This window comes from Cellulomonas sp. P1_C4 (genome assembly GCF_056406355.1).
The window spans coordinates 35256-53251 of the sequence record NZ_JBFUAI010000026.1 but is presented as its reverse complement, the minus strand read 5'-3'; the positions used below and the strand labels follow the sequence as shown (position 1 = coordinate 53251).

The following is a 17996-nucleotide window of genomic DNA, read 5'->3' as shown; positions in this document are numbered from 1 at the left end:
GGGACAGGGCGCGCAGCACGGGCGGCAAGGCGCGGGCGGCGAGGAGCGTGGCGGCGGTCGCGAGGAGCACGGGCGTCGACGCGAGCAGCAGGTCGACGCCGCCGGTCGCCGTCTGCAGCAGCCCGCGGCCGTGTACGGCCACCAGCGCTGCGGCGGCAACCGCGACGAGGGCGAGCTCGGCGGTCAGGCGGCGGACGCGCCGGCGGCGCACCAGCCGCTCCCGATCCACCCGGTTGGCGGGCACCCGGCGCCCGGTCCACGCGCCCCGGACCACCCGAGCGGCCGCGATCGCCGGCGCCACCGYGGCGACCAGGGCGACGACGGCGGCGATCGTCCACGACCCGCGGGCGTCGGGCCGGATCAGCCACGCGCCGAGCGCGCCGACGGCGGTGGCGAGAACGACGAGCGGGACGCTCTCCACGAGGGCACGCACGGCGACCGACGCCACGGACGCCCCCCGGGCCCGCTCCGCGAGCAGGAACGTCTCGCGGCGCACGACGAGCAGGCGGGCGGCGAGCACCAGCGCGAGCGCGCCGACGGTGGCCAGCCCGATGAGCAGCACCGATGCCTGGGCGGTGCCGGCCCGCAGCCGCGCGTCAGCCGCCCGCAGCACCACGCCGAGCCCGGTGGTGATCGCGGGCGTGTGCCCGTCGGAGCCGGTGAGCACGGTCGGGTCAGCGCGCATCTGGAAGACGGCGCGCTCGATCTCGTCGGTGTCCGTGGCGGCCAGGTCGCCGGGCTGCGCGGGGAACCGGACGATCGTCTCGACGGGCTGCTTCGATATCCCGAGCTGCATGTCGGGAAGCGACGCGTCGGACAGGAGCAGGCCCACACGGCCGACCGCGGCGGCTTGGGCGGGAGTGGGCACCTCGCCCAGCAGGTCCGGGTGCGCGGCCCACAGCGGGGAGCCGGCGTCGAGCGCCTCGTACAGCCCGGTCACCACGACCTCGACGGCGCCGAGCGTCGGCCCCTTGAGCGCGAACCGGTCGCCCACGGCGATGCCCACGTCCTCCGCGGCCGACGCGGAGACGCCGACCTCGACCAGGCGCGGGTTGTCGGCCGGTGGCACGGCGTTCCCGCTCGACAGGACGGGCGGCGGCGACATCCGAGGCTCGAGGCCCGTGACCCACCGGACCGTCTCGGGCGCGACGTCGCCGACGTGCTTCGGAGCGCCGTACCCCACGTGCACGAGCCGCGTCGCGACCAGGCCCGCGGTGGTCTGGATCGTCAGGGACGGGCTCTGCACGGCCGTGACGGGCGCGTCGGTGACCTCACGCACGGAGGCCGGCAGCAGGTCGACCATCCCGGCCGCGGCATTGGCGACGAGGGTCGCGGCGTCGTCCTGGCGGCCGTCCGCCGTGCCCAGTGCGCGGCCGATCGTCGCGACGACGTCCGCCGTCCGGCCGGCGTCCGTCACGGCCTGCTGGACGCCCTCGTCGGCCATCCGCAGCACGACGCGCGGCACGACGAGCGAGAGCAGCACCGTGACCGCCAGGAGCAGCGCCGAGAGCGTGAGGAGCCCGGCGTCCTGCCGGCTGCGCCGCCGCGCGACGAGCACTCCGTCGGCGGTCGCCGCGCGCCAACCGGCGGCCGCACGTGTCGTCGTGACGCTCATCGCTCGTCCCCCAACCGCAGCAGCTCGCCGGACGCGCGGCGAAGGAGCAGGTTCGTCGTGAGGGCCACAGCGGTGCCGACGAGCAGGACGAGGAGCGTGAGCAACGCGACCTCGGCCGGCCACGGCCAGTGCACGACGACCTGCGGGACGGGCCGGCCACCGGTCGCGGAGACCGTGACCAGGGGCGCGACGACCCACGCGAGGAGGGCGCCGAGCGCGAGGCCCGCGGCGAGCCCGAGCGTGCCGAGGATGACGTGCTCGACCAGCACCGATCGCACGAGCGAGGGGCGGGACGCGCCGAGCGCCTGCAGCCGCGCGAGCTCGAGGCGCCGCGTGCGCACGGCGACCGTCGCACTCATCGCGAAGCCGGCCACCGCGAGCGCCAGCGCGGCGAACGTGACGATCCAGAGCGCGGCCTGCACGCCGACCCGCAGCGGACCCTCGATCGCCGCCGTCCGCACCTCGACCCGGCTGGTCGGGGTGCCCAGCTCGTCGGCCACCACCTGGTCCACCAGCGCGGCCGCACGGTCGTCGGGGACCTGCAGCCACCACTCGTCCAGGAGCGGGTCGCTCCACGCCGACTGCAGTGCGGCCCGGCCGAGCAGGTCGCGGTCGACCAGCATCCCGGCGCCGCGGGGCATGCCGGGCAGGTACGGGACCTCGCGCTCGATCGACACGCGGACCGGCGCGCCGTCGAGATCGAGCTGCACGATGTCCCCGATCTTCGCCCCGAGGCTCGCCAGCACGGTGTCCGTCGTCACCACCGGCACCACGCCGGGGTCCACGAACGTCATCGCCGCCATCCGAGCCTGTCCGAAGATCAGCCCGATCGGGTCCAGCCGCGCGCTGAGGTGCAGGCCGTCGTCGTCGGCCGTGGTGGCCACCAGCGCTCGCCGGCCGCGGTCGTCCGCGGGCGCGCCGCCCGTCCACGTGGCGCCGCTCAGYGGGACGGGCGTCACGGTGTCGGCCGTCGCCCCGGCCGGGCGCGCGACCGACCGCAGGTTGCTGACGGTCACGGCCACCGCGATCGTCTTGCCCGGCCCGTCCCCGTCGTTCAGTGCGCCGATGTCCGGGCCGGCCGCGATGCCCTGGGCGACGACCGCGACCAGGCGCAGCCCTTCGGCGGCCGCAGGCAGCGGGACGCTGACGTCCCGCGTCGTCCCGAGCAGCGGCACGACCGGCAGCTGGAGCGACGTGCGGGTGCCGGACGTGTCCTCGACCACCACCGTGACCAGCAGCGAGCCGGTCAGCTCCGGTGAGACGGCGCTGTCGACGTCGAGGAGCAGGGAGGTCGGTGCACCGGGAAGCGGGATCGCCCCGTCGGGTGTCGTGGGCGCCAGCGGTGCGCTGATCTGACCCCAGTCGGGCGTGATGCGGCCCCGCAGCAGGTCGCCGCCGCGCGTGGCGTCGAGGGCCAACAGGTTGACCGTGCCGGCGTTGGTGGCGTCGTCGCCGTCGGTCGGCGCGCCGAAGCGGACGCTGCGGAACGCCACCGCGCTCGTCGCCTGCGCCCCCGGTAGGCCGTCGACGACCTCCGTCTGCGTGATCGCCTCGCCGTTGAGCCGACTCACCCGCACGTCGGTGCCCACCTGCAGGTCGACCTGGTCGGCCTGCGACGTCCGCCAGGTGGCGAGGAACGACTGCGAGAAGGAGCCGACGGCCAGCGCGAGCGTGAGCAGCAGCACCGCGCCCGCCGCGCGGGACGGCCGCCGACCCACCTCCCAGGCGGCCAGCGGCGCGACGAGCGAGCGACCACGGGCCGCGAGCCGCTCGCCCACGGCGGTGACCAGCGGGAGCGCCCGCAGCGCGAGCACCGCGCCCGCGAGGAGCAGCAGCGCCGGCGCCGCGACGAGGATCGGGTCGAGCTTCGCGCCGGCCACCACGGGGGAGCGGTACGTCTGCAGCTGCCACACCGCCACCCCGGCGAGGGCGACCAGCGCCAGGTCCACGCCGGACCGCGCGAGGCCACCGTGCCGGTCCTGGCGGACCAGCTGCTGCTCGGTGTCGACGACGCTGCCCCGGCGCCGCAGGAGCGGCCCGAGCAGGACGCCGGCCAGGACGAACGACGCCACGACGCAGGTGACCCAGAGCGAGACCGGCCGGCCCGGGTCGGTGTGCATCCCGGCGCGCTCGAGCGGGCCGAACGACGTGATGAGCCCGAAGAGCAGCCCGGCGAGCCACGGCGACACCAGCGTGGTGAGCAGCGCGACCACAGCCGCCTCGAGCGTCGCCAGGCCGAGCAGCTGGCGGCCGGACGCGCCGCGGGACGACATCAGCGTCTGCTCGGCCGCCCGCCGGTCGGCCAGCAGCCGGGCGGCGAGCAGCAGCACGGTCACGGAGAGCACGACGAGCATGAGTCCGACGATCACGATGCTGATCCGGGTGACCGCGAGGTTGCCCTCGGCGACGTCGATCGTCTCGGCCAGGTGCGAGCGGAAGGCACCGGAGACCGCAACGCCCTCGACCGCAGCGGTCAGCGACGCCTGCGCGTCGTCCAGCCGGGAGCGCAGGCCGGTGACCGCGCCGTCCGGTGCATCGGTGAGGTGCGGGGAGGCGACGAGGTCCGCGGTCGCGAGGGCGCCGACGCCGTCGAGGGCGCCCGGGTCCGCGACGAACGGACCCCACGCGTCGGTGGTGAGGAAGCCGAAGGTGCCCGGGACGGGGTAGCTGGGATCGTGCTCGGCGCCCTGCAGCAGGTCCCGGGTCCAGATGCCGCTAGGCCCGGTCAGCTCGTGGATGCCGACGACCACGAACCGGGTGTCCTGCTGGCTCGCCACGCTCTGCACGGCCAGCTCGCTGCCCACCGACCAGCCGTACGCGTCGGCCGTGACCTTCGGGACGGCCACCTCGACGCGGCCCTGGTCGTCGGTCGCGGCGGTCGGCCACGCGCCCGCCACCAGGGTGGCGTCCGACGGCAGCCGGGGGTTGGCGGCGAGGTAGGAGAGCGGGGGGACGCGGCCGCCCTGCCCGACCAGGCGGTACATGGGGGACGTGAGCCACTGGCCGCGCGTCGCCGGGACGTCGTCGAGCAGGTCGTCCAGGAACGACTCACCCGCGGCGACCGCGGTGGCCGGGTCGGACGTGGCGTCCACCGTGACGACGGCATCGATGTCGGTGGCAACCGTCGGGGCGCGGTCGAGGGCGGTGTCCAAGGACCCGTGCGCGCTGGTGTACAGCAGCAGGGCGAAGGTGCCGAGCAGCGAGGCGCCGACGAGGGCCACGGCGACGACGGCGACCAGGAGCGTCCGCTGTGCCGCGGCGCGGTGGCGCAGCACGCGCAGGCTCCAGCCCATGCGACCTCCTCCCGACGTCGTCGTCCCAGGCGCGAACGATCGAGGGATGACGCACGCGGCTCCGTGATCGTAAGGGACGCCGGAGGAAGTGTGGGAGCGATTCCGCGGATGCACAGCGGACCGTGATCCAAAGGTGACAGGTGGCGCTTCCCTGAGATATATTCCCGTCGGAATAATTAGTAAGGAGGTGGGATGTGGCCGAGCTGTCAGCGGTCGCCGTGCTCGTGCTGGCCCTGCTGCACGAGCAGCCGATGCACCCCTACCAGCTGCACCAGACCCTGGTGGAGCGCGGCGACGCCCGGATCGTGCGGGTCAACCCGGGCGCCGTGTATCACGGCGTCGAACGGCTCGAGCGGGACGGCCTCGTCGAGGTCGTCGGCACGGACCGCACCGGGAAGCGCCCCGAGCGCACCACCTATCGCATCACCGACGCCGGGCGCGCAGCCTGCGCCGAGCGCCTGGCCAGCCTGCTCGGCGACGAGCACCCCGCCTACCCGCTGTTCTCCGTCGGGCTCGCCGAGGCGAACGAGCTGCCGGCGGACGTCGTCGTCGAGCAGCTCACGGGGCGGCGCGACCGCAAGACGGGCAACCTTGCCGCCTTGGAGGCGTCCTACGGGGCTGTCCGGGAGCGGGGCCTACCCCGCCGGTACCTCCTCGACGTCGAGCACGACCTCGCCGTGCTGCGCGCGGAGATCGCGTGGCTCGACACCACGCTCGAGGAGCTGCGCGTCGGCGCACTCGACTGGGGCGGCCCGGTCCCGCCCGGCTACCTCGAGGCCAAGCGCACCCTCACGTCTTCCTCCCACCCGAACTCGAAGGACAACTCATGAGCACCGCCACCGAGCAGCCACCCGCGCTCGTCGACCTCCACGGCCGCAGTCCGTGGAGCATCCTGCCCGCCCTCTGCCTCGGCTTCTTCATGATCATGGTCGACACCACGATCGTGAACATCGCCATCCCGTCGCTGGTCACGGCGTTCGACGCCGACCTCACGGCGGTCGGCTGGGTCAACAGCGCCTACCTGCTGACGTTCGCGACCCTGCTGCTGGTCACCGGCCGGCTCGGTGACCGGTTCGGCCCCCGGCCCGTCTTCATCGTCGGCCTCGTCATCTTCACGCTCACGTCGCTGCTCTGCGGCCTGTCCGGCTCGATCGGGATGCTGATCGCAGCGCGCGCGGCCCAGGGCGTCGGCGCCGCGCTCATGACGCCACAGACCATGTCGATGATCACGCGGGTCTTCCCGCCGCAGAAGCGCGGGTCGGCGATGGGCCTGTGGGGTGCCGTCGCCGGCATCGCCACCATCACCGGCCCGGTGCTCGGTGGTCTCCTGGTCCAGACCGTCGGCTGGGAGTGGATCTTCTACGTCAACATCCCGGTGGGCATCGTCGCCCTCGTCCTCGCGGTGCGGACGCTCCCGACGCTCCCGACGGCGAACCGCTCGTTCGACGGCGTCGGCGTGCTGCTCTCGATCGTCGGCATGTTCCTCGTCGTGTTCGGCGTCCAGGAGGGTGCCACCTACGACTGGGGCACCATCGCCGGCCCCATCACGGTCTGGAGCGTCATCGGCGCCGGGTTGCTCGTGCTCGTGGCCTTCGTGCTCTGGCAGCGCCACCTCGGCAGCAACGCGCTGCTCCCGCTGAGCCTGTTCCACCACCGCAACTTCTCGCTGTCCAACGTGGCCGGGGCCGCCGTGAGCTTCGCGATGATGGGCATCTTCTTCCCGTTCACGCTCTTCCTGCAGGAGGTGCTCGGGCTCGAGCCGCTCCAGGCCGCTCTCGTGGGCCTGCCCGGCTCGCTCATCTCCGGGGTCGTCGCACCGATCGCCGGGCGCCTGTCGGACAAGATCGCCGGCAAGTGGGTCGTCGCCAGCGGGTTCGCCCTGCTCACGGTCGCCATCACCTGGCTGGCCGTCGCCGTGCAGCCCGACGCGCCGGTGTGGCACCTGGTCCTGCCGATGATCCTGTTCGGGGTCGGCACCGGCGCGCTCTTCTCGCCGCTGGCCAACCTGGCGACCTCGGGCCTCGACGGTCGCACGGCCGGTGCCGGCGCGGGCGCGTTCAACACGACGCGTCAGATCGGCGGCGTCATCGGGTCGGCCGCGGTCGTCGCCATGCTGACCTCGCGCCTGGCCGTGACCATCCCCGCGGCGGCGCAGGACGTCGCCGGGCAGCTCCCCGAAGAGCTTCGCAAGCCGTTCGTCGACGGCTTCGCCTCGGGCAGCTTCGCCAGCGGCGCGGCCCCGCAGCTGCCGTCGTCGGTTCCGGCCGACGTCGCCGCGCACATCCAGGACGTCGCCCTGCAGGCCGTGCACTCCGGCTTCGCGACCGCGGTCACGCAGACGATGCTGCTCACGGTCGGCGTGCTGGTCCTCGGGCTCGTCGCCAGCCTCGCCATGAAGGGCGGCCGCCCGGTGCACCACGCGCCCGCGCAGCAGCCGGTGGCGGCCGAGGTCTGACCCTGCGAACGACGAAGGCCCCGGTCCTGGTGGACCGGGGCCTTCGTCGTCGTGTCAGGCCTGCGGCGGCCGCGTCATGCTCAGCACGTCGAGAGCCGAGTCCAGCTGCTCCTCGGTGACCTCGCCGCGCTCGACGAAGCCCAGGTCGACGACGGCCGCGCGGACCGTGATGCCGTGCTTGACGGCGTGCTTGGCGATCTTGGCGGCGGCCTCGTAGCCGATCACCCGGTTGAGCGGCGTGACGATCGACGGCGACGACTCGGCCAGCGCGCGGGCGCGCTCGACGTTGGCTACCAGCCCGCTCACGGTCTTGTCGGCGAGCAGCCGCGAGGCGTTGGCCAGCAGGCGGATCGACTCGAGCACGCCGGCGGCGATCACGGGGATCTGCACATTGAGCTCGAACGACCCGCTCGCGCCGGCCCAGGCGACGGTGGCGTCGTTGCCGACGACGCGCGCCGCGACCATGAGCACCGCCTCCGGGATCACCGGGTTGACCTTGCCGGGCATGATCGACGAGCCGGGCTGCAGGTCGGGGATCGCGATCTCGCCGAGGCCGGTGTTCGGGCCGGAGCCCATCCAGCGCAGGTCGTTGCAGATCTTCGTGAGGCTGACGGCGATGGTGCGCAGCGCGCCCGACAGCTCGACCAGGCCGTCGCGCGAGCTCTGCGCCTCGAAGTGGTCGCGCGCCTCGGTCAGCGGCAGCCCGGTGTCCTCGCGGAGCAGCGCGATGACCCGCTGGGGGAAGCCGGCCGGGGTGTTGATGCCCGTGCCGACGGCGGTCCCACCCAGGGGGACCTCGGCCGCGCGGGGGAGTGCCGACCGCAACCGCTCGATGCCGTACCGGATGGCGGCGCCGTACCCGCCGAACTCCTGCCCCAGCGTGACCGGGGTGGCGTCCATCAGGTGCGTGCGGCCGGACTTGACCACCTCGGCCCACTCGACGGCCTTCGCCTCGAACGCCTCGGCCAGGTGCTCCAGCGCCGGGACCAGGTCCCGCACCACGCCGGCCGTCGCGGCGACGTGGACCGACGTCGGGAACACGTCGTTCGACGACTGCGACGCGTTGACGTGGTCGTTCGGGTGTACGTCGCGGCCGAGCCGGCGGGTGGCCAGCGTCGCGAGCACCTCGTTGGTGTTCATGTTCGAGCTGGTGCCCGAGCCGGTCTGGTAGACGTCGATCGGGAAGTCGCCGTCGTGCGCGCCGGAGGCCACGTCGTCGGCGGCGGCGACGATGGCGTCGGCGACGTCCTGGTCCAGGACGCCCAGCTCGGCGTTCGCGCGGGCGGCGGCCTTCTTGATGCGGGCGAGGGCCTCGATGTGGCTGCGCTCGAGGCGGCTGCCCGAGATCGGGAAGTTCTCGACGGCCCGCTGGGTCTGTGCGCGGTAGAGGGCGTCGACCGGGACGCGCACCTCGCCCATCGTGTCGTGCTCGATCCGGAACTCAGAAGTCATGCGTTCATCCTGCCGCACGCCCGCGGTGGTCGGTGTCAGGCGTCGAGCTGGCCCGCCGCCTCGGTGAGGTGCACCGTGCCGTCGGCGAGCGTGTACTCAAGGCCGACGATCGCCAGCCGTCCCTCGGTGATGGCCTCGGCGAGCGACCGCGAGTAGCCCTGCAGCATCCGGACGGTGTGCCGGACGTGCTCGTGCCCGAGGACCGCGGGGTCGAGCGTGTCCAGGGACCCGTGAGCGCCGCCCGCGAGGTTCACGATGCTGGGGATGACGCGGTCGACGATCGCGCGCACGAACCCGTCGGGCAGCTCGCCCGTGGTGAGCGCGGTGGTAGCCGCAGCGACCGCGCCGCAGCTGTCGTGCCCGAGGACCACGACCAGGGACGCGCCGAGGACCTGGACGCCGTACTCGATCGACCCGATCACCGTGGTGTCCAGCACGTGCCCGGCGGTGCGCACCACGAACACGTCGCCGAGGCCTTGGTCGAAGATGATCTCGGCCGCCACCCGCGAGTCCGAGCACCCGAAGATCACCGCGAACGGGAACTGCGCGGCGCTCAGCTCCGCGCGATGGTCGACACCCTGGGACGGGTGCAGCATCTCGCCGCGGACGAACCGTTCGTTCCCCTCGCGCAGTGCGGACCAGGCTTCGGCGGGGGTCGTGGGGCGTGTCACGGCGCCATCGTCGCAGGTCCGGCGCCCGCTCGGGAGCCGGTGTTCAGCACGCGGGTATCCCGCTTCCACTGGCGCGCCACTACCCAACGGGTGTAGCCCTTGGGTGTGAGGCGTCGACGCCTCGGGTCGGGGGTGGCGCCGTGCGACGACGAACGCGAGGGATTGCCGTCGCGCTGGCGGTGGGACTCGTCGCCCCGCTGGCTGCGTGCGCCGGGTCGGGGTCCGGGACTCCCGTGCTGACCTGGTACATCAATCCCGACGCCGGCGGGCAGGCGGAGATCGCCAAGCAGTGCACCGAGGCCGCCGGGGGTGCCTATTCGATCGAGACATCGGTCCTCCCGCGCGACGCCAGCGCCCAGCGGGAGCAGCTGGCCCGCCGGCTGGCCGCCAAGGACTCGTCGATCGACATCATGAGCCTCGACCCGCCCTTCATTCCCGAGATGGCGGAGCCCGGCTTCCTGGCCCCGGTCCCCGACGACGTCGCGTCGAAGGTCACGGAGAACGTCGTCGCCGGCGCCCTGGCCGGTGCGACGTGGAAGGACAAGCTCGTCACCGTGCCGTTCTGGGCGAACACGCAGCTGCTCTGGTACCGCAAGTCCGTCGCCGCGGCGGCGAGCCTTGACCCGGCGAAGACGCCGGTCACGTGGGACCAGATCATGAAGGCGTCCAAGGACCAGGACAAGTACCTCGGAGTCCAGGGCACCAAGGCCGAGTCGCTCACCGTGTGGATCAACGCGCTCGTCGCGTCGGCCGGCGGCAAGATCCTCGAGAACCCCGAGGCCCCGGCCGACGAGATCACGCTCGGCCTGGAGACGCCCGCGGGCGAGGCCGCCGCGACGATCATGGGCACCATCGGCAAGGAGAACCTCGGCGGTCCCGCCCTCCCGACCGAGGACGAGAATGGCTCGCTCGCCATCTTCCAGGGGGACAAGGGCTCGTTCATGGTGAACTGGCCGTTCGTCTGGTCCGCCACACAGACTGGCGTCAAGGACGGCACGTTCCCGCAGTCGCTGCTCGACGACATCGGCTGGGCGCTCTACCCGCAGGTGACGGCGGACAAGCAGACCGCGCCCCCCTACGGCGGGATCAACCTCGGGATCGGGGCCTTCAGCAAGTACGTCGACCTCTCGTACCAGGCGGCGGAGTGCATCGTCACCCCCGAGCACCAGGCGCAGTACTTCGCGACGAACGGCAACCCGCCGTCCAACACGACGTCCTACGACGACCCCGCCGTCAAGGAAGCCTTCCCCATGGCGGACGTCATCCGGGAGTCGCTCGAGCTCGCCGTGCCCCGGCCGCAGACGCCGTACTACAACGAGGTGTCCACCGGCCTGCAGCAGACGTGGCACCCGCCGAGCTCGGTGACGCCGGAGGTTACGCCCAAGGAGTCGACCGACCTGATCACCGCCGTGCTGCGAGGGGAGCAGCTGCTATGAGCAGCCAGGTCCAGACGAAGACACCCGGCGGGCTCCCACCGGACCTGCGCGACGCGGCGGCGAAGGCGGGGCGGAGCGACCGGTCGAGGTCCGAGGCGCGCCTCGGCTGGCTGCTTGCCGGCCCGGCGTTCGTCGTCATGCTGGCCGTCACGCTGTACCCGATCCTCCAGGCCTTCTTCGACTCGCTGTACCACTTCCGGCTCACGGCGCCGGACGACAAGCGCTGGGCCGGGCTGAGCAACTACGCCGTCGTGCTGACGGACCCACTGTTCTGGCAGGCGCTCGGCGTCACGGTGTTCATCACGGTCGTCACCGTGGTGGTCGAGCTGCTCCTCGGGTTCGCGCTCGCGCTCGTCATGCACCGAGCGATCACCCAGCTCCGCGGGCTGCTCCGCACGGCGATCCTGGTGCCGTACGGGATCATCACCGTGGTCTCGGCCTTCGCGTGGTTCTACGCGTTCGACATCAACTCGGGGTACATCAACCACTGGTTCGCCTGGGTGCCCGGGATCAGCACGGACCTCAACTGGTTCGCCCAGCAGGGCACCAGCCTCTTCGTCATCATCTTGTCGGAGATCTGGAAGACCACACCGTTCATCTCGCTCCTGCTGCTGGCGGGCCTCTCGCAGGTGCCGACCGAGCTGGAAGAGGCGGCGGAGGTCGACGGTGCCACGTGGTGGCAGCGCCTGACGCGGGTGGTCCTGCCGAACATGAAGGCCGCGATCATGGTCGCGGTCCTGTTCCGGGCCCTCGACGCGTTCCGCATCTTCGACAACGTGTTCATCATGACCAACGGCGCGAACGGCACCGAGGTGCTGTCGCTGCTCGCCTACCGGACGTCGATCGGCCGGCTCGAGATCGGCCTCGGGTCGGCGATCTCCGTGCTCCTCTTCCTGTGCGTGATCCTGATCTGCTGGGTCGCGGTCAAGCTGTTCAAGGTCGATCTGGCCGGCGGCGCGAGGGGGGCGGGCTGATGAAGCAGCTGTCGACGAGGGCCAAGTGGGCCTGGGCCCTCATCACGATCTTCGTCATCACGTACGCCCTCTTCCCGATCGTGTCGATCTTCGCGACGTCCTTCAAGCTGCCCAGCCAGCTGAACCTCGGGCTGTTCTGGCCGAAGACGTGGTCGACCGTGAACTACGAGGAGATCCTCGCGCCGGGCGGGTCGGCGCAGACGCTGTTCCTGTCCTCGCTGCGCAACTCGATCGGCATCTGCCTGATCGCCACCGCCATCGCCGTCGTCCTCGCCACGCTCGCGGCCTACGCGATCGCCCGGCTCGACTTCCCCGGCAAGCGGCTGGTCCTGCTCACCGCGCTCGGCGTGTCGATCTTCCCGGTCATCTCGATCGTCACGCCCCTGTTCAACCTGTGGCGGAACATCGGCCTCTACGACACGTGGCTCGGGTTGATCATCCCGTACCTGTCGCTGACGTTGCCGATCTCCATCTGGACCCTCGCGGCGTTCTTCCGACAGATCCCGTGGGAGCTCGAGCAGGCCGCGCAGGTGGACGGCGCGACCACGTGGCAGGCCTTCCGCAAGGCGATCGTGCCGCTCGCCGCACCCGGTGTGTTCACCACCGCGCTGATCGCGTTCTTCATCGCCTGGAACGACTTCGTCTACGGCATCTCGCTCACGTCGACCGACCGCGCCCGACCCGTGCCCGCCGCGCTGGCGTTCTTCACCGGTGCCTCGCAGTTCGAGGAGCCGACGGGATCGATCTCCGCCGCGGCCATCATCGTGACCATCCCGGTGGTCATCCTCGTCCTGCTCTTCCAACGCCAGATCGTGTCCGGCCTGACCCAGGGCGCCGTCAAGGGCTGACGTCCACGCGCGCAGTCCGTCCCACGAAGGAGATCCGATGGCCGCCATCACCCTCAAGGACATCGTCAAGCAGTACGGCGACGGCTTCCTCGCCGTGAAGGGCGTGAGCCTGGACATCGCCGACGGCGAGTTCGTGATCCTCGTCGGCCCGTCGGGCTKCGGGAAGTCCACGCTGCTCCGGATGATCGTCGGGCTCGAGGACATCACGGCCGGCGACCTGGAGATCGGTGGCAAGCGGGTCAACGAGAAGGCGCCGCGCGACCGGCACCTGGCGATGGTGTTCCAGAACTACGCCCTGTACCCGCACCTGACGGTCTTCGAGAACATCGCGTTCCCCCTGCGCCTGCAGAAGGGGCAGTTCACCGACGCCCAGATCCGCGAGAAGGTCGAGTTCGCCGCCAAGACCCTCGAGCTGCAGGACCACCTGGAGCGCAAGCCCGCCAACCTGTCCGGCGGTCAGCGGCAGCGCGTCGCGATGGGCCGCGCGATCGTCCGCGAGGCCGAGGCGTTCCTCTTCGACGAGCCCCTGTCCAACCTCGACGCCAAGCTCCGCGGGCAGATGCGCACCGAGATCGCGCGCATGCAGCGCCGCCTGGGCACCACGACCGTCTACGTCACCCACGACCAGACCGAGGCCATGACCCTCGGCGACCGGGTGGCCGTCCTGCGCAAGGGCGAGCTCCAGCAGGTGGCCAGCCCGCGGGGACTGTACGAGCAGCCGGTGAATCTGTTCGTGGCCGGCTTCATCGGATCGCCGCCCATGAACTTCCTGCCGGGGGAGATCAGCGGGTCAACGATGAAGCTGCCGTTCGCGGAGGTCCCGATCTCCGCGGACCTGGCTCCCAAGCTGCAGGGCAAGGAGATCGTGATCGTCGGCATCCGCCCCGAGCACTTCGAGGACGAGGCCCTCCTGGAGGACGCGCGCAAGGGCAGCGGCGTCTCCTTCTCGGCGCCCGTGGACGTCACCGAGTGGCTCGGCTCCGAGCTCTACGCCTACATCCCGTTCGACACGAATCCGGACGTCGCGACGACGCTCGAGGAGCTCGACCGCGATCTCGACGGCGAGGGCCTGCGCACGCAGCTGATCGTCGCGCTCCCGTCGGAGACCAAGATCCGGGACGGGCGCGACGCAACCCTGTGGTTCGACCCCGCCCGGATGATGGTGTTCGACCCCGAGAGCGGCGAGAACCTCACTTGGGACGGCGCGGCTGCCGAGGCGCTCGACCGTGAGAACGAGGCCGACCGCAAGGCCTCCCTCGAGCGGGCGCAGGCCCGGGAGAAGGCGCGCGTCTGACTCGCTCGCGGCGCGGGCCCGTCTACAGCACGAGCCTGCTCGTGCGTCTTCCGCACGCTCGCGGGGTGGGTTCGACTCGAGCGCGCCGAGGCTGCTGATCCCGACGGGATCGTCGGTCAGGCAAGCTCCGCCGAGCTCGGCGGGTTGGCGCCCGGTCGCGAGACGGTGATCGCGGCGATCCGGGCGCAGCGCTCTAGCACGGCCTCGACGGTCGCCGAGTCGACGTCGGCGAGCGCCTGCCGACGGTCCGCCCCGAGCAGCCCGGCGGACCAGAGCCCGTCGATCAGGCCGCCCATGAACGAGTCGCCCGCGCCGACCGTGTCCGCCACCTGCACCGTCGGCGCCGCGACCGACAGCCGGGCGCCCGCCGACGTGCTCGCGAACGCCCCGTCGCCGCCGTGCGTCACGACGACGAGCGACGGCCCCGACCTGCTCCACTCCTCGGCGATCTCCGCCGGCGCGACGCCGGGGTGCAGCCAGGCGAGGTCCTCGTCGCTGACCTTGACCACGTCCGCCAGCCGCACGAGCGCGTCGACCACGGGCAGCGCGTGCGCGGGCGACCCCATGAGGACTGGCCGCAGGTTCGGGTCGTACGTGATGGTGGACGTGGCGCGCCGCCGGGCGAGGATCGCGGCGACGGCGGTTCCACCGGGCTGCAGCACGGTCGCGATCGATCCCGTGTGCACGACGAGCGGGTCCCCGGGTTCCTCGTCCCACGTGTCGGGCAGGTCCCACTCGAGGTCGAACTCGTAGGAGGCGGACCCGTCGGCGTCGATGTGCGCGGTGGCGAGCGGCGTGCGCCGCGCCGACCGGTTGCCCTCCAGGACGTGGACGCCGGACCCGCGCAGGTGCTGCCGGACCAGGTCGCCGTCGGCGTCGTGACCCAGCCAGGTGAGCAGGTCCACGTGCCGGCCGAGCCGGCCGAGCCCGAGTGCCACGTTCGCGGGGCTGCCGCCGGGGTGCTGCGCACGGGTGCCGTCCGGTCTGGCGACGACGTCGATCAGCGCCTCGCCGACGACGAGCGCCCGGTCCGTCGTGCTCATCAGGACTCCTCGTCGTCCGTGGCGGTGGCACCCACTGGGGTGTCACGCACCGCACTGAGCCGCTCGCGTGCCCCGTCGAGCCACTCCTGGCACCGCGCGGCGAGCGCCTCGCCGCGCTCCCAGAGGGTGAGCGACTCCTCGAGCGTCGCGGCGCCGGCCTCGAGCCGGGCCACGACCGCGACCAGCTCGTCTCGAGCCTGCTCGTAGCCGAGCTCACGGACATCGGCGTTCGCGTCGGACGGCTGGGCGGCGGGCGAGGTGGACGGCTTCGGCACGAGGACAGTCAACCAGGACCAGCCCACACCGCCGCGCCGCCAAACCGCTCACCGAGACGCGGGCCGTCCCTGTCAGGCGGGGCGCACGCGGTGACCTGGGCGGTGGGGATCACGCGGAGGCGCACACGTGCCGTCGTCGCGAGGCGTGGCCGTCAGGTCGTGACGCGCGCCGCGACCTCGCCGCGGGCAACCCGGATGCGCAAGGGGTCACCGTCGGCCACCTCGACCGGGTCCCGCAGCACGTGCCCGTCGGCGCGCTGGACGACCGCGTACCCGCGGTCGAGCGTGGCGGCCGGCGACAACGCCCTGACCTGCGCCGCGAGGCCMGCCACCTCCGCCCGGCCGTGCACGAGCGCGGTGTGCAGCGAGCGGCGCGCGCTGTCGCGCAGGGCCGCCACCCGGTGCTCGTGCAGGTCCACCAGCGTCGTCGGGTTGGCCAGCACGGGCCGGCTGCGCCAGTGGTCCAGGCCGGTCTGCTCCCGGGTCAGCCGCGCCGTCAGCGCTGCCCGGGCCCGCAGGCGGGCCTGCGTGACGCGGGCGCGCTCCTCGCTGACGTCGGGCACGATCCGCTTGGCCGCGTCCGTGGGCGTCGACGCGCGCAGGTCCGCCACGAGGTCGAGCAGCGGGGTGTCGAGGTGGTGGCCGATCGCGCTGACCAGCGGGGTGCGGCAGGCGGCGGCCACCCGGACCAGGGACTCGTTGCTGAACGGCAGGAGGTCCTCGAACGAGCCTCCGCCGCGCGCGACCACGATCACCTCGACGCGGGGGTCGCGGTCCAGCTCCACGATCGCGGCACTGACCTCGGGCACCGCGCGTGGTCCCTGCACGGTCACCCGGCGGATCTCGAACTCCACGGCCGACCAGCGAGCGCGGGCGTTGGACACCACGTCGTGCTCGGCGTCGCCCTGCTGCGCCACGATCAGCCCCACCCTCGACGGCAGGAACGGCAGTGGACGCTTCCGCGACAGCTCGAACAGCCCTTCGGCCCCGAGGATGCCCTTGAGGTGCTCGATGCGGGCCAGCAGCTCGCCCAGGCCGACCAGCCGGACGTCGTCGGCCGAGAACGACAGCGTGCCCTTCTTGGCGTGGAACTGGGGCCGGGCGTGCACCACGAGGTGAGCGCCGTCCGCGAGCTTGTCCGCCAGCGGGCCGATCGCCGAGGCCGGCGCCGTCACCGACAGCGACATGTCGAGGTCCGTGTCGCGCAACGTGAGGAAGTAGAGGGTGTTCCACTTCTTCAGGTTGAGCACCTGGCCCTCGACCCACACCGGCGGCATCTTGGCGATGTAGTCGGCGATCTTGGGCGCCAGGTGCCGGACGGGCCACGGGCGGTCGGGCGTCGTGTCCGCCGCGCGCAGCGGCGGGGGACCGGCCGCCGGCGGGCTGGTGATGGGACCGGTGCTCACGCGCCCAGCCTGCCTCATCCCGCCGACAGCGCGGTCGCCGGGCGCGTCGCCAGCTCGCGCTCGTGTGCACCCCGTGCGGGTCGGGTGCAGGTCACAGCCGCCGGCGCCCGTTACGGAGGGCCCGTCGGACACGCCGAACTAGACTCCGGAGCGTGACTTCTTCGACGCCCGACGGCCAGCACCCCGACGGTCAGCACCCCGGCGACGTGCCTGCCGCCGTCGCCGGCAAGCGCGTCCTGCTCGCCGCACCGCGCGGGTACTGCGCCGGCGTCGACCGCGCGGTGATCGCCGTCGAGAAGGCACTCGAGCACTATGGCGCCCCGGTGTACGTGCGCAAGGAGATCGTGCACAACAAGTACGTCGTCGAGACGCTGGCGGCCCGCGGCGCCGTGTTCGTCAACGAGACCGACGAGGTGCCCGAGGGCGCGCGCGTGGTGTTCTCCGCGCACGGCGTCTCCCCGGCCGTCCACGCGCAGGCGGCGGCGCGGTCGCTGCAGACGATCGACGCGACCTGCCCCCTGGTGACCAAGGTGCACAAGGAGGCCGTGCGGTTCGCCTCGGAGGACTACGACATTCTCCTCATCGGTCACGACGGGCACGAGGAGGTCGAGGGCACCTACGGGGAGGCCCCCGACCACATCCAGGTGGTCAACTCGCCGGACGCCGTGGCCGACGTTGTCGTCCGTGACCCCGACAAGCTCATCTGGATCTCGCAGACCACGCTCTCGGTCGACGAGACGATGGACACGGTCCGCCGCCTGCGCGAGCGGTTCCCGAACCTGCAGGACCCGCCCAGCGACGACATCTGTTACGCCACGCAGAACCGCCAGGTCGCGGTGAAGAAGCTGGCGCCCGAGTGCGACCTGGTCATCACGGTCGGCTCCGCCAACTCGTCGAACTCCGTGCGGCTGGTCGAGGTCGCCCTCGATGCCGGCGCGCGGGCGTCCTACCGGGTGGACCAGGCGTCCGAGATCGACGTCGCGTGGCTCGATGGCGTCACCACCGTCGGGGTCACCTCGGGCGCCTCGGTGCCCGAGATCCTGGTCCGCGACGTCCTCGCCCTGCTCGCCCAGCACGGCTTCGGGGATGTCGAGGAGGTGCGCACTGCGACCGAGGACCTCATGTTCTCGCTGCCGCGCGAGCTCCGCGCCGACCTCAAGGCCGCCGGCAAGGCTCCGGAGGTCCCGCGTCGCGACGGCCGACGGTCGCTGGACGTTCAGCCCGCGTAGGCGGG

14 protein-coding genes are annotated in these 17996 nt (G+C 72.5%); 7 read left to right on the top strand and 7 right to left on the bottom strand.

From position 1 onward, the window contains the following. Positions 1 to 1615: hypothetical protein (locus tag AC1DYZ_RS18500; protein WP_477066581.1), on the bottom strand; the 1615-nt coding region annotated here is incomplete at its 3' end. Continuing rightward, entirely contained in the window at positions 1612 to 4908 is a 3297-nt protein-coding gene (locus AC1DYZ_RS18495) for an FtsX-like permease family protein (protein ID WP_477066580.1), read from the bottom strand. The genes AC1DYZ_RS18495 and AC1DYZ_RS18500, both read right to left, overlap by 4 nt. 194 nt (positions 4909 to 5102) lie before the next feature. On the opposite strand from AC1DYZ_RS18495, the gene AC1DYZ_RS18490 reads away from it, so the two are divergent. Further along, entirely contained in the window at positions 5103 to 5738 is a 636-nt protein-coding gene (locus AC1DYZ_RS18490) for a PadR family transcriptional regulator (RefSeq protein WP_477066579.1), read from the top strand. Then, the gene (locus tag AC1DYZ_RS18485) at positions 5735 to 7363 is read left to right on the top strand and encodes a DHA2 family efflux MFS transporter permease subunit (protein ID WP_477066578.1); all 1629 of its coding nucleotides are present in this window, start codon (positions 5735 to 5737) and stop codon (positions 7361 to 7363) included. The genes AC1DYZ_RS18490 and AC1DYZ_RS18485 overlap by 4 nt, the downstream gene beginning before the upstream one ends. 54 nt (positions 7364 to 7417) lie before the next feature. Here the strand turns inward: AC1DYZ_RS18485 and AC1DYZ_RS18480 are convergent, their stop codons facing one another. Both AC1DYZ_RS18480 and AC1DYZ_RS18475 read right to left on the bottom strand, forming a co-directional pair. After that, positions 7418 to 8815: a class II fumarate hydratase gene (locus AC1DYZ_RS18480; RefSeq protein ID WP_477066577.1), complete on the bottom strand. Its 1398-nt coding sequence runs from the start codon at positions 8813 to 8815 to the stop codon at positions 7418 to 7420. 35 nt (positions 8816 to 8850) lie between these two features. After that, positions 8851 to 9486, bottom strand: a complete 636-nt coding sequence (locus AC1DYZ_RS18475; RefSeq protein ID WP_477066576.1) for a carbonic anhydrase — start codon at positions 9484 to 9486, stop codon at positions 8851 to 8853. A gap of 140 nt (positions 9487 to 9626) precedes the next feature. Here AC1DYZ_RS18475 and AC1DYZ_RS18470 point away from each other — a divergent pair, with 140 nt between their 5' ends. Genes AC1DYZ_RS18470 through AC1DYZ_RS18455 form a run of 4 tightly spaced genes read left to right on the top strand, consistent with a single transcriptional unit; the run spans position 9627 to position 14038 of the window. Continuing rightward, a complete protein-coding gene (locus tag AC1DYZ_RS18470; protein WP_477066575.1) occupies positions 9627 to 10922 on the top strand; it encodes a sugar ABC transporter substrate-binding protein in 1296 nt (431 codons plus the stop codon). Beyond that, the gene (locus tag AC1DYZ_RS18465) at positions 10919 to 11896 is read left to right on the top strand and encodes a carbohydrate ABC transporter permease (protein WP_477066574.1); all 978 of its coding nucleotides are present in this window, start codon (positions 10919 to 10921) and stop codon (positions 11894 to 11896) included. The genes AC1DYZ_RS18470 and AC1DYZ_RS18465 overlap by 4 nt, the downstream gene beginning before the upstream one ends. Beyond that, entirely contained in the window at positions 11896 to 12744 is an 849-nt protein-coding gene (locus AC1DYZ_RS18460) for a carbohydrate ABC transporter permease (protein WP_456823212.1), read from the top strand. The genes AC1DYZ_RS18465 and AC1DYZ_RS18460 overlap by 1 nt, the downstream gene beginning before the upstream one ends. Before the next feature lie 37 nt (positions 12745 to 12781). Further along, complete coding sequence (locus AC1DYZ_RS18455; protein ID WP_477066573.1) at positions 12782 to 14038, top strand: ABC transporter ATP-binding protein; 1257 nt, start codon at positions 12782 to 12784, stop codon at positions 14036 to 14038. A 116-nt stretch (positions 14039 to 14154) separates the two neighbouring features. Here AC1DYZ_RS18455 and AC1DYZ_RS18450 read toward each other — a convergent pair whose 3' ends face one another. The 3 genes from AC1DYZ_RS18450 to xseA all read right to left on the bottom strand — a co-directional run bounded on the left by AC1DYZ_RS18450 (position 14155) and on the right by xseA (position 16780). Continuing rightward, positions 14155 to 15081, bottom strand: coding sequence for a carbohydrate kinase family protein (locus AC1DYZ_RS18450; protein ID WP_477066572.1), 927 nt, complete (start codon positions 15079 to 15081; stop codon positions 14155 to 14157). After that, the gene (locus AC1DYZ_RS18445; RefSeq protein WP_477066571.1) at positions 15081 to 15356 is read right to left on the bottom strand and encodes an exodeoxyribonuclease VII small subunit; all 276 of its coding nucleotides are present in this window, start codon (positions 15354 to 15356) and stop codon (positions 15081 to 15083) included. The genes AC1DYZ_RS18450 and AC1DYZ_RS18445 overlap by 1 nt, the downstream gene beginning before the upstream one ends. A 152-nt stretch (positions 15357 to 15508) precedes the next feature. Then, positions 15509 to 16780 (bottom strand): exodeoxyribonuclease VII large subunit, encoded by a 1272-nt coding sequence (gene xseA, locus AC1DYZ_RS18440; RefSeq protein WP_477066570.1) that lies wholly within the window; start codon positions 16778 to 16780, stop codon positions 15509 to 15511. Positions 16781 to 16968: 188 nt separating this feature from the next. Here xseA and AC1DYZ_RS18435 point away from each other — a divergent pair, with 188 nt between their 5' ends. Next, the gene (locus tag AC1DYZ_RS18435) at positions 16969 to 17991 is read left to right on the top strand and encodes a 4-hydroxy-3-methylbut-2-enyl diphosphate reductase (protein ID WP_477066583.1); all 1023 of its coding nucleotides are present in this window, start codon (positions 16969 to 16971) and stop codon (positions 17989 to 17991) included. Positions 17992 to 17996: the final 5 nt, after the last annotated feature.

Coding starts and splice junctions, on each gene's coding strand:
- AC1DYZ_RS18465 (WP_477066574.1), top strand. CDS start 10,919: ATGAGCAGCCAGGTCCAGACGAAGACACCCGGCGGGCTCCCACCGGAC.
- AC1DYZ_RS18480 (WP_477066577.1), bottom strand. CDS start 8,815: ATGACTTCTGAGTTCCGGATCGAGCACGACACGATGGGCGAGGTGCGC.
- AC1DYZ_RS18460 (WP_456823212.1), top strand. CDS start 11,896: ATGAAGCAGCTGTCGACGAGGGCCAAGTGGGCCTGGGCCCTCATCACG.
- AC1DYZ_RS18485 (WP_477066578.1), top strand. CDS start 5,735: ATGAGCACCGCCACCGAGCAGCCACCCGCGCTCGTCGACCTCCACGGC.
- AC1DYZ_RS18450 (WP_477066572.1), bottom strand. CDS start 15,081: ATGAGCACGACGGACCGGGCGCTCGTCGTCGGCGAGGCGCTGATCGAC.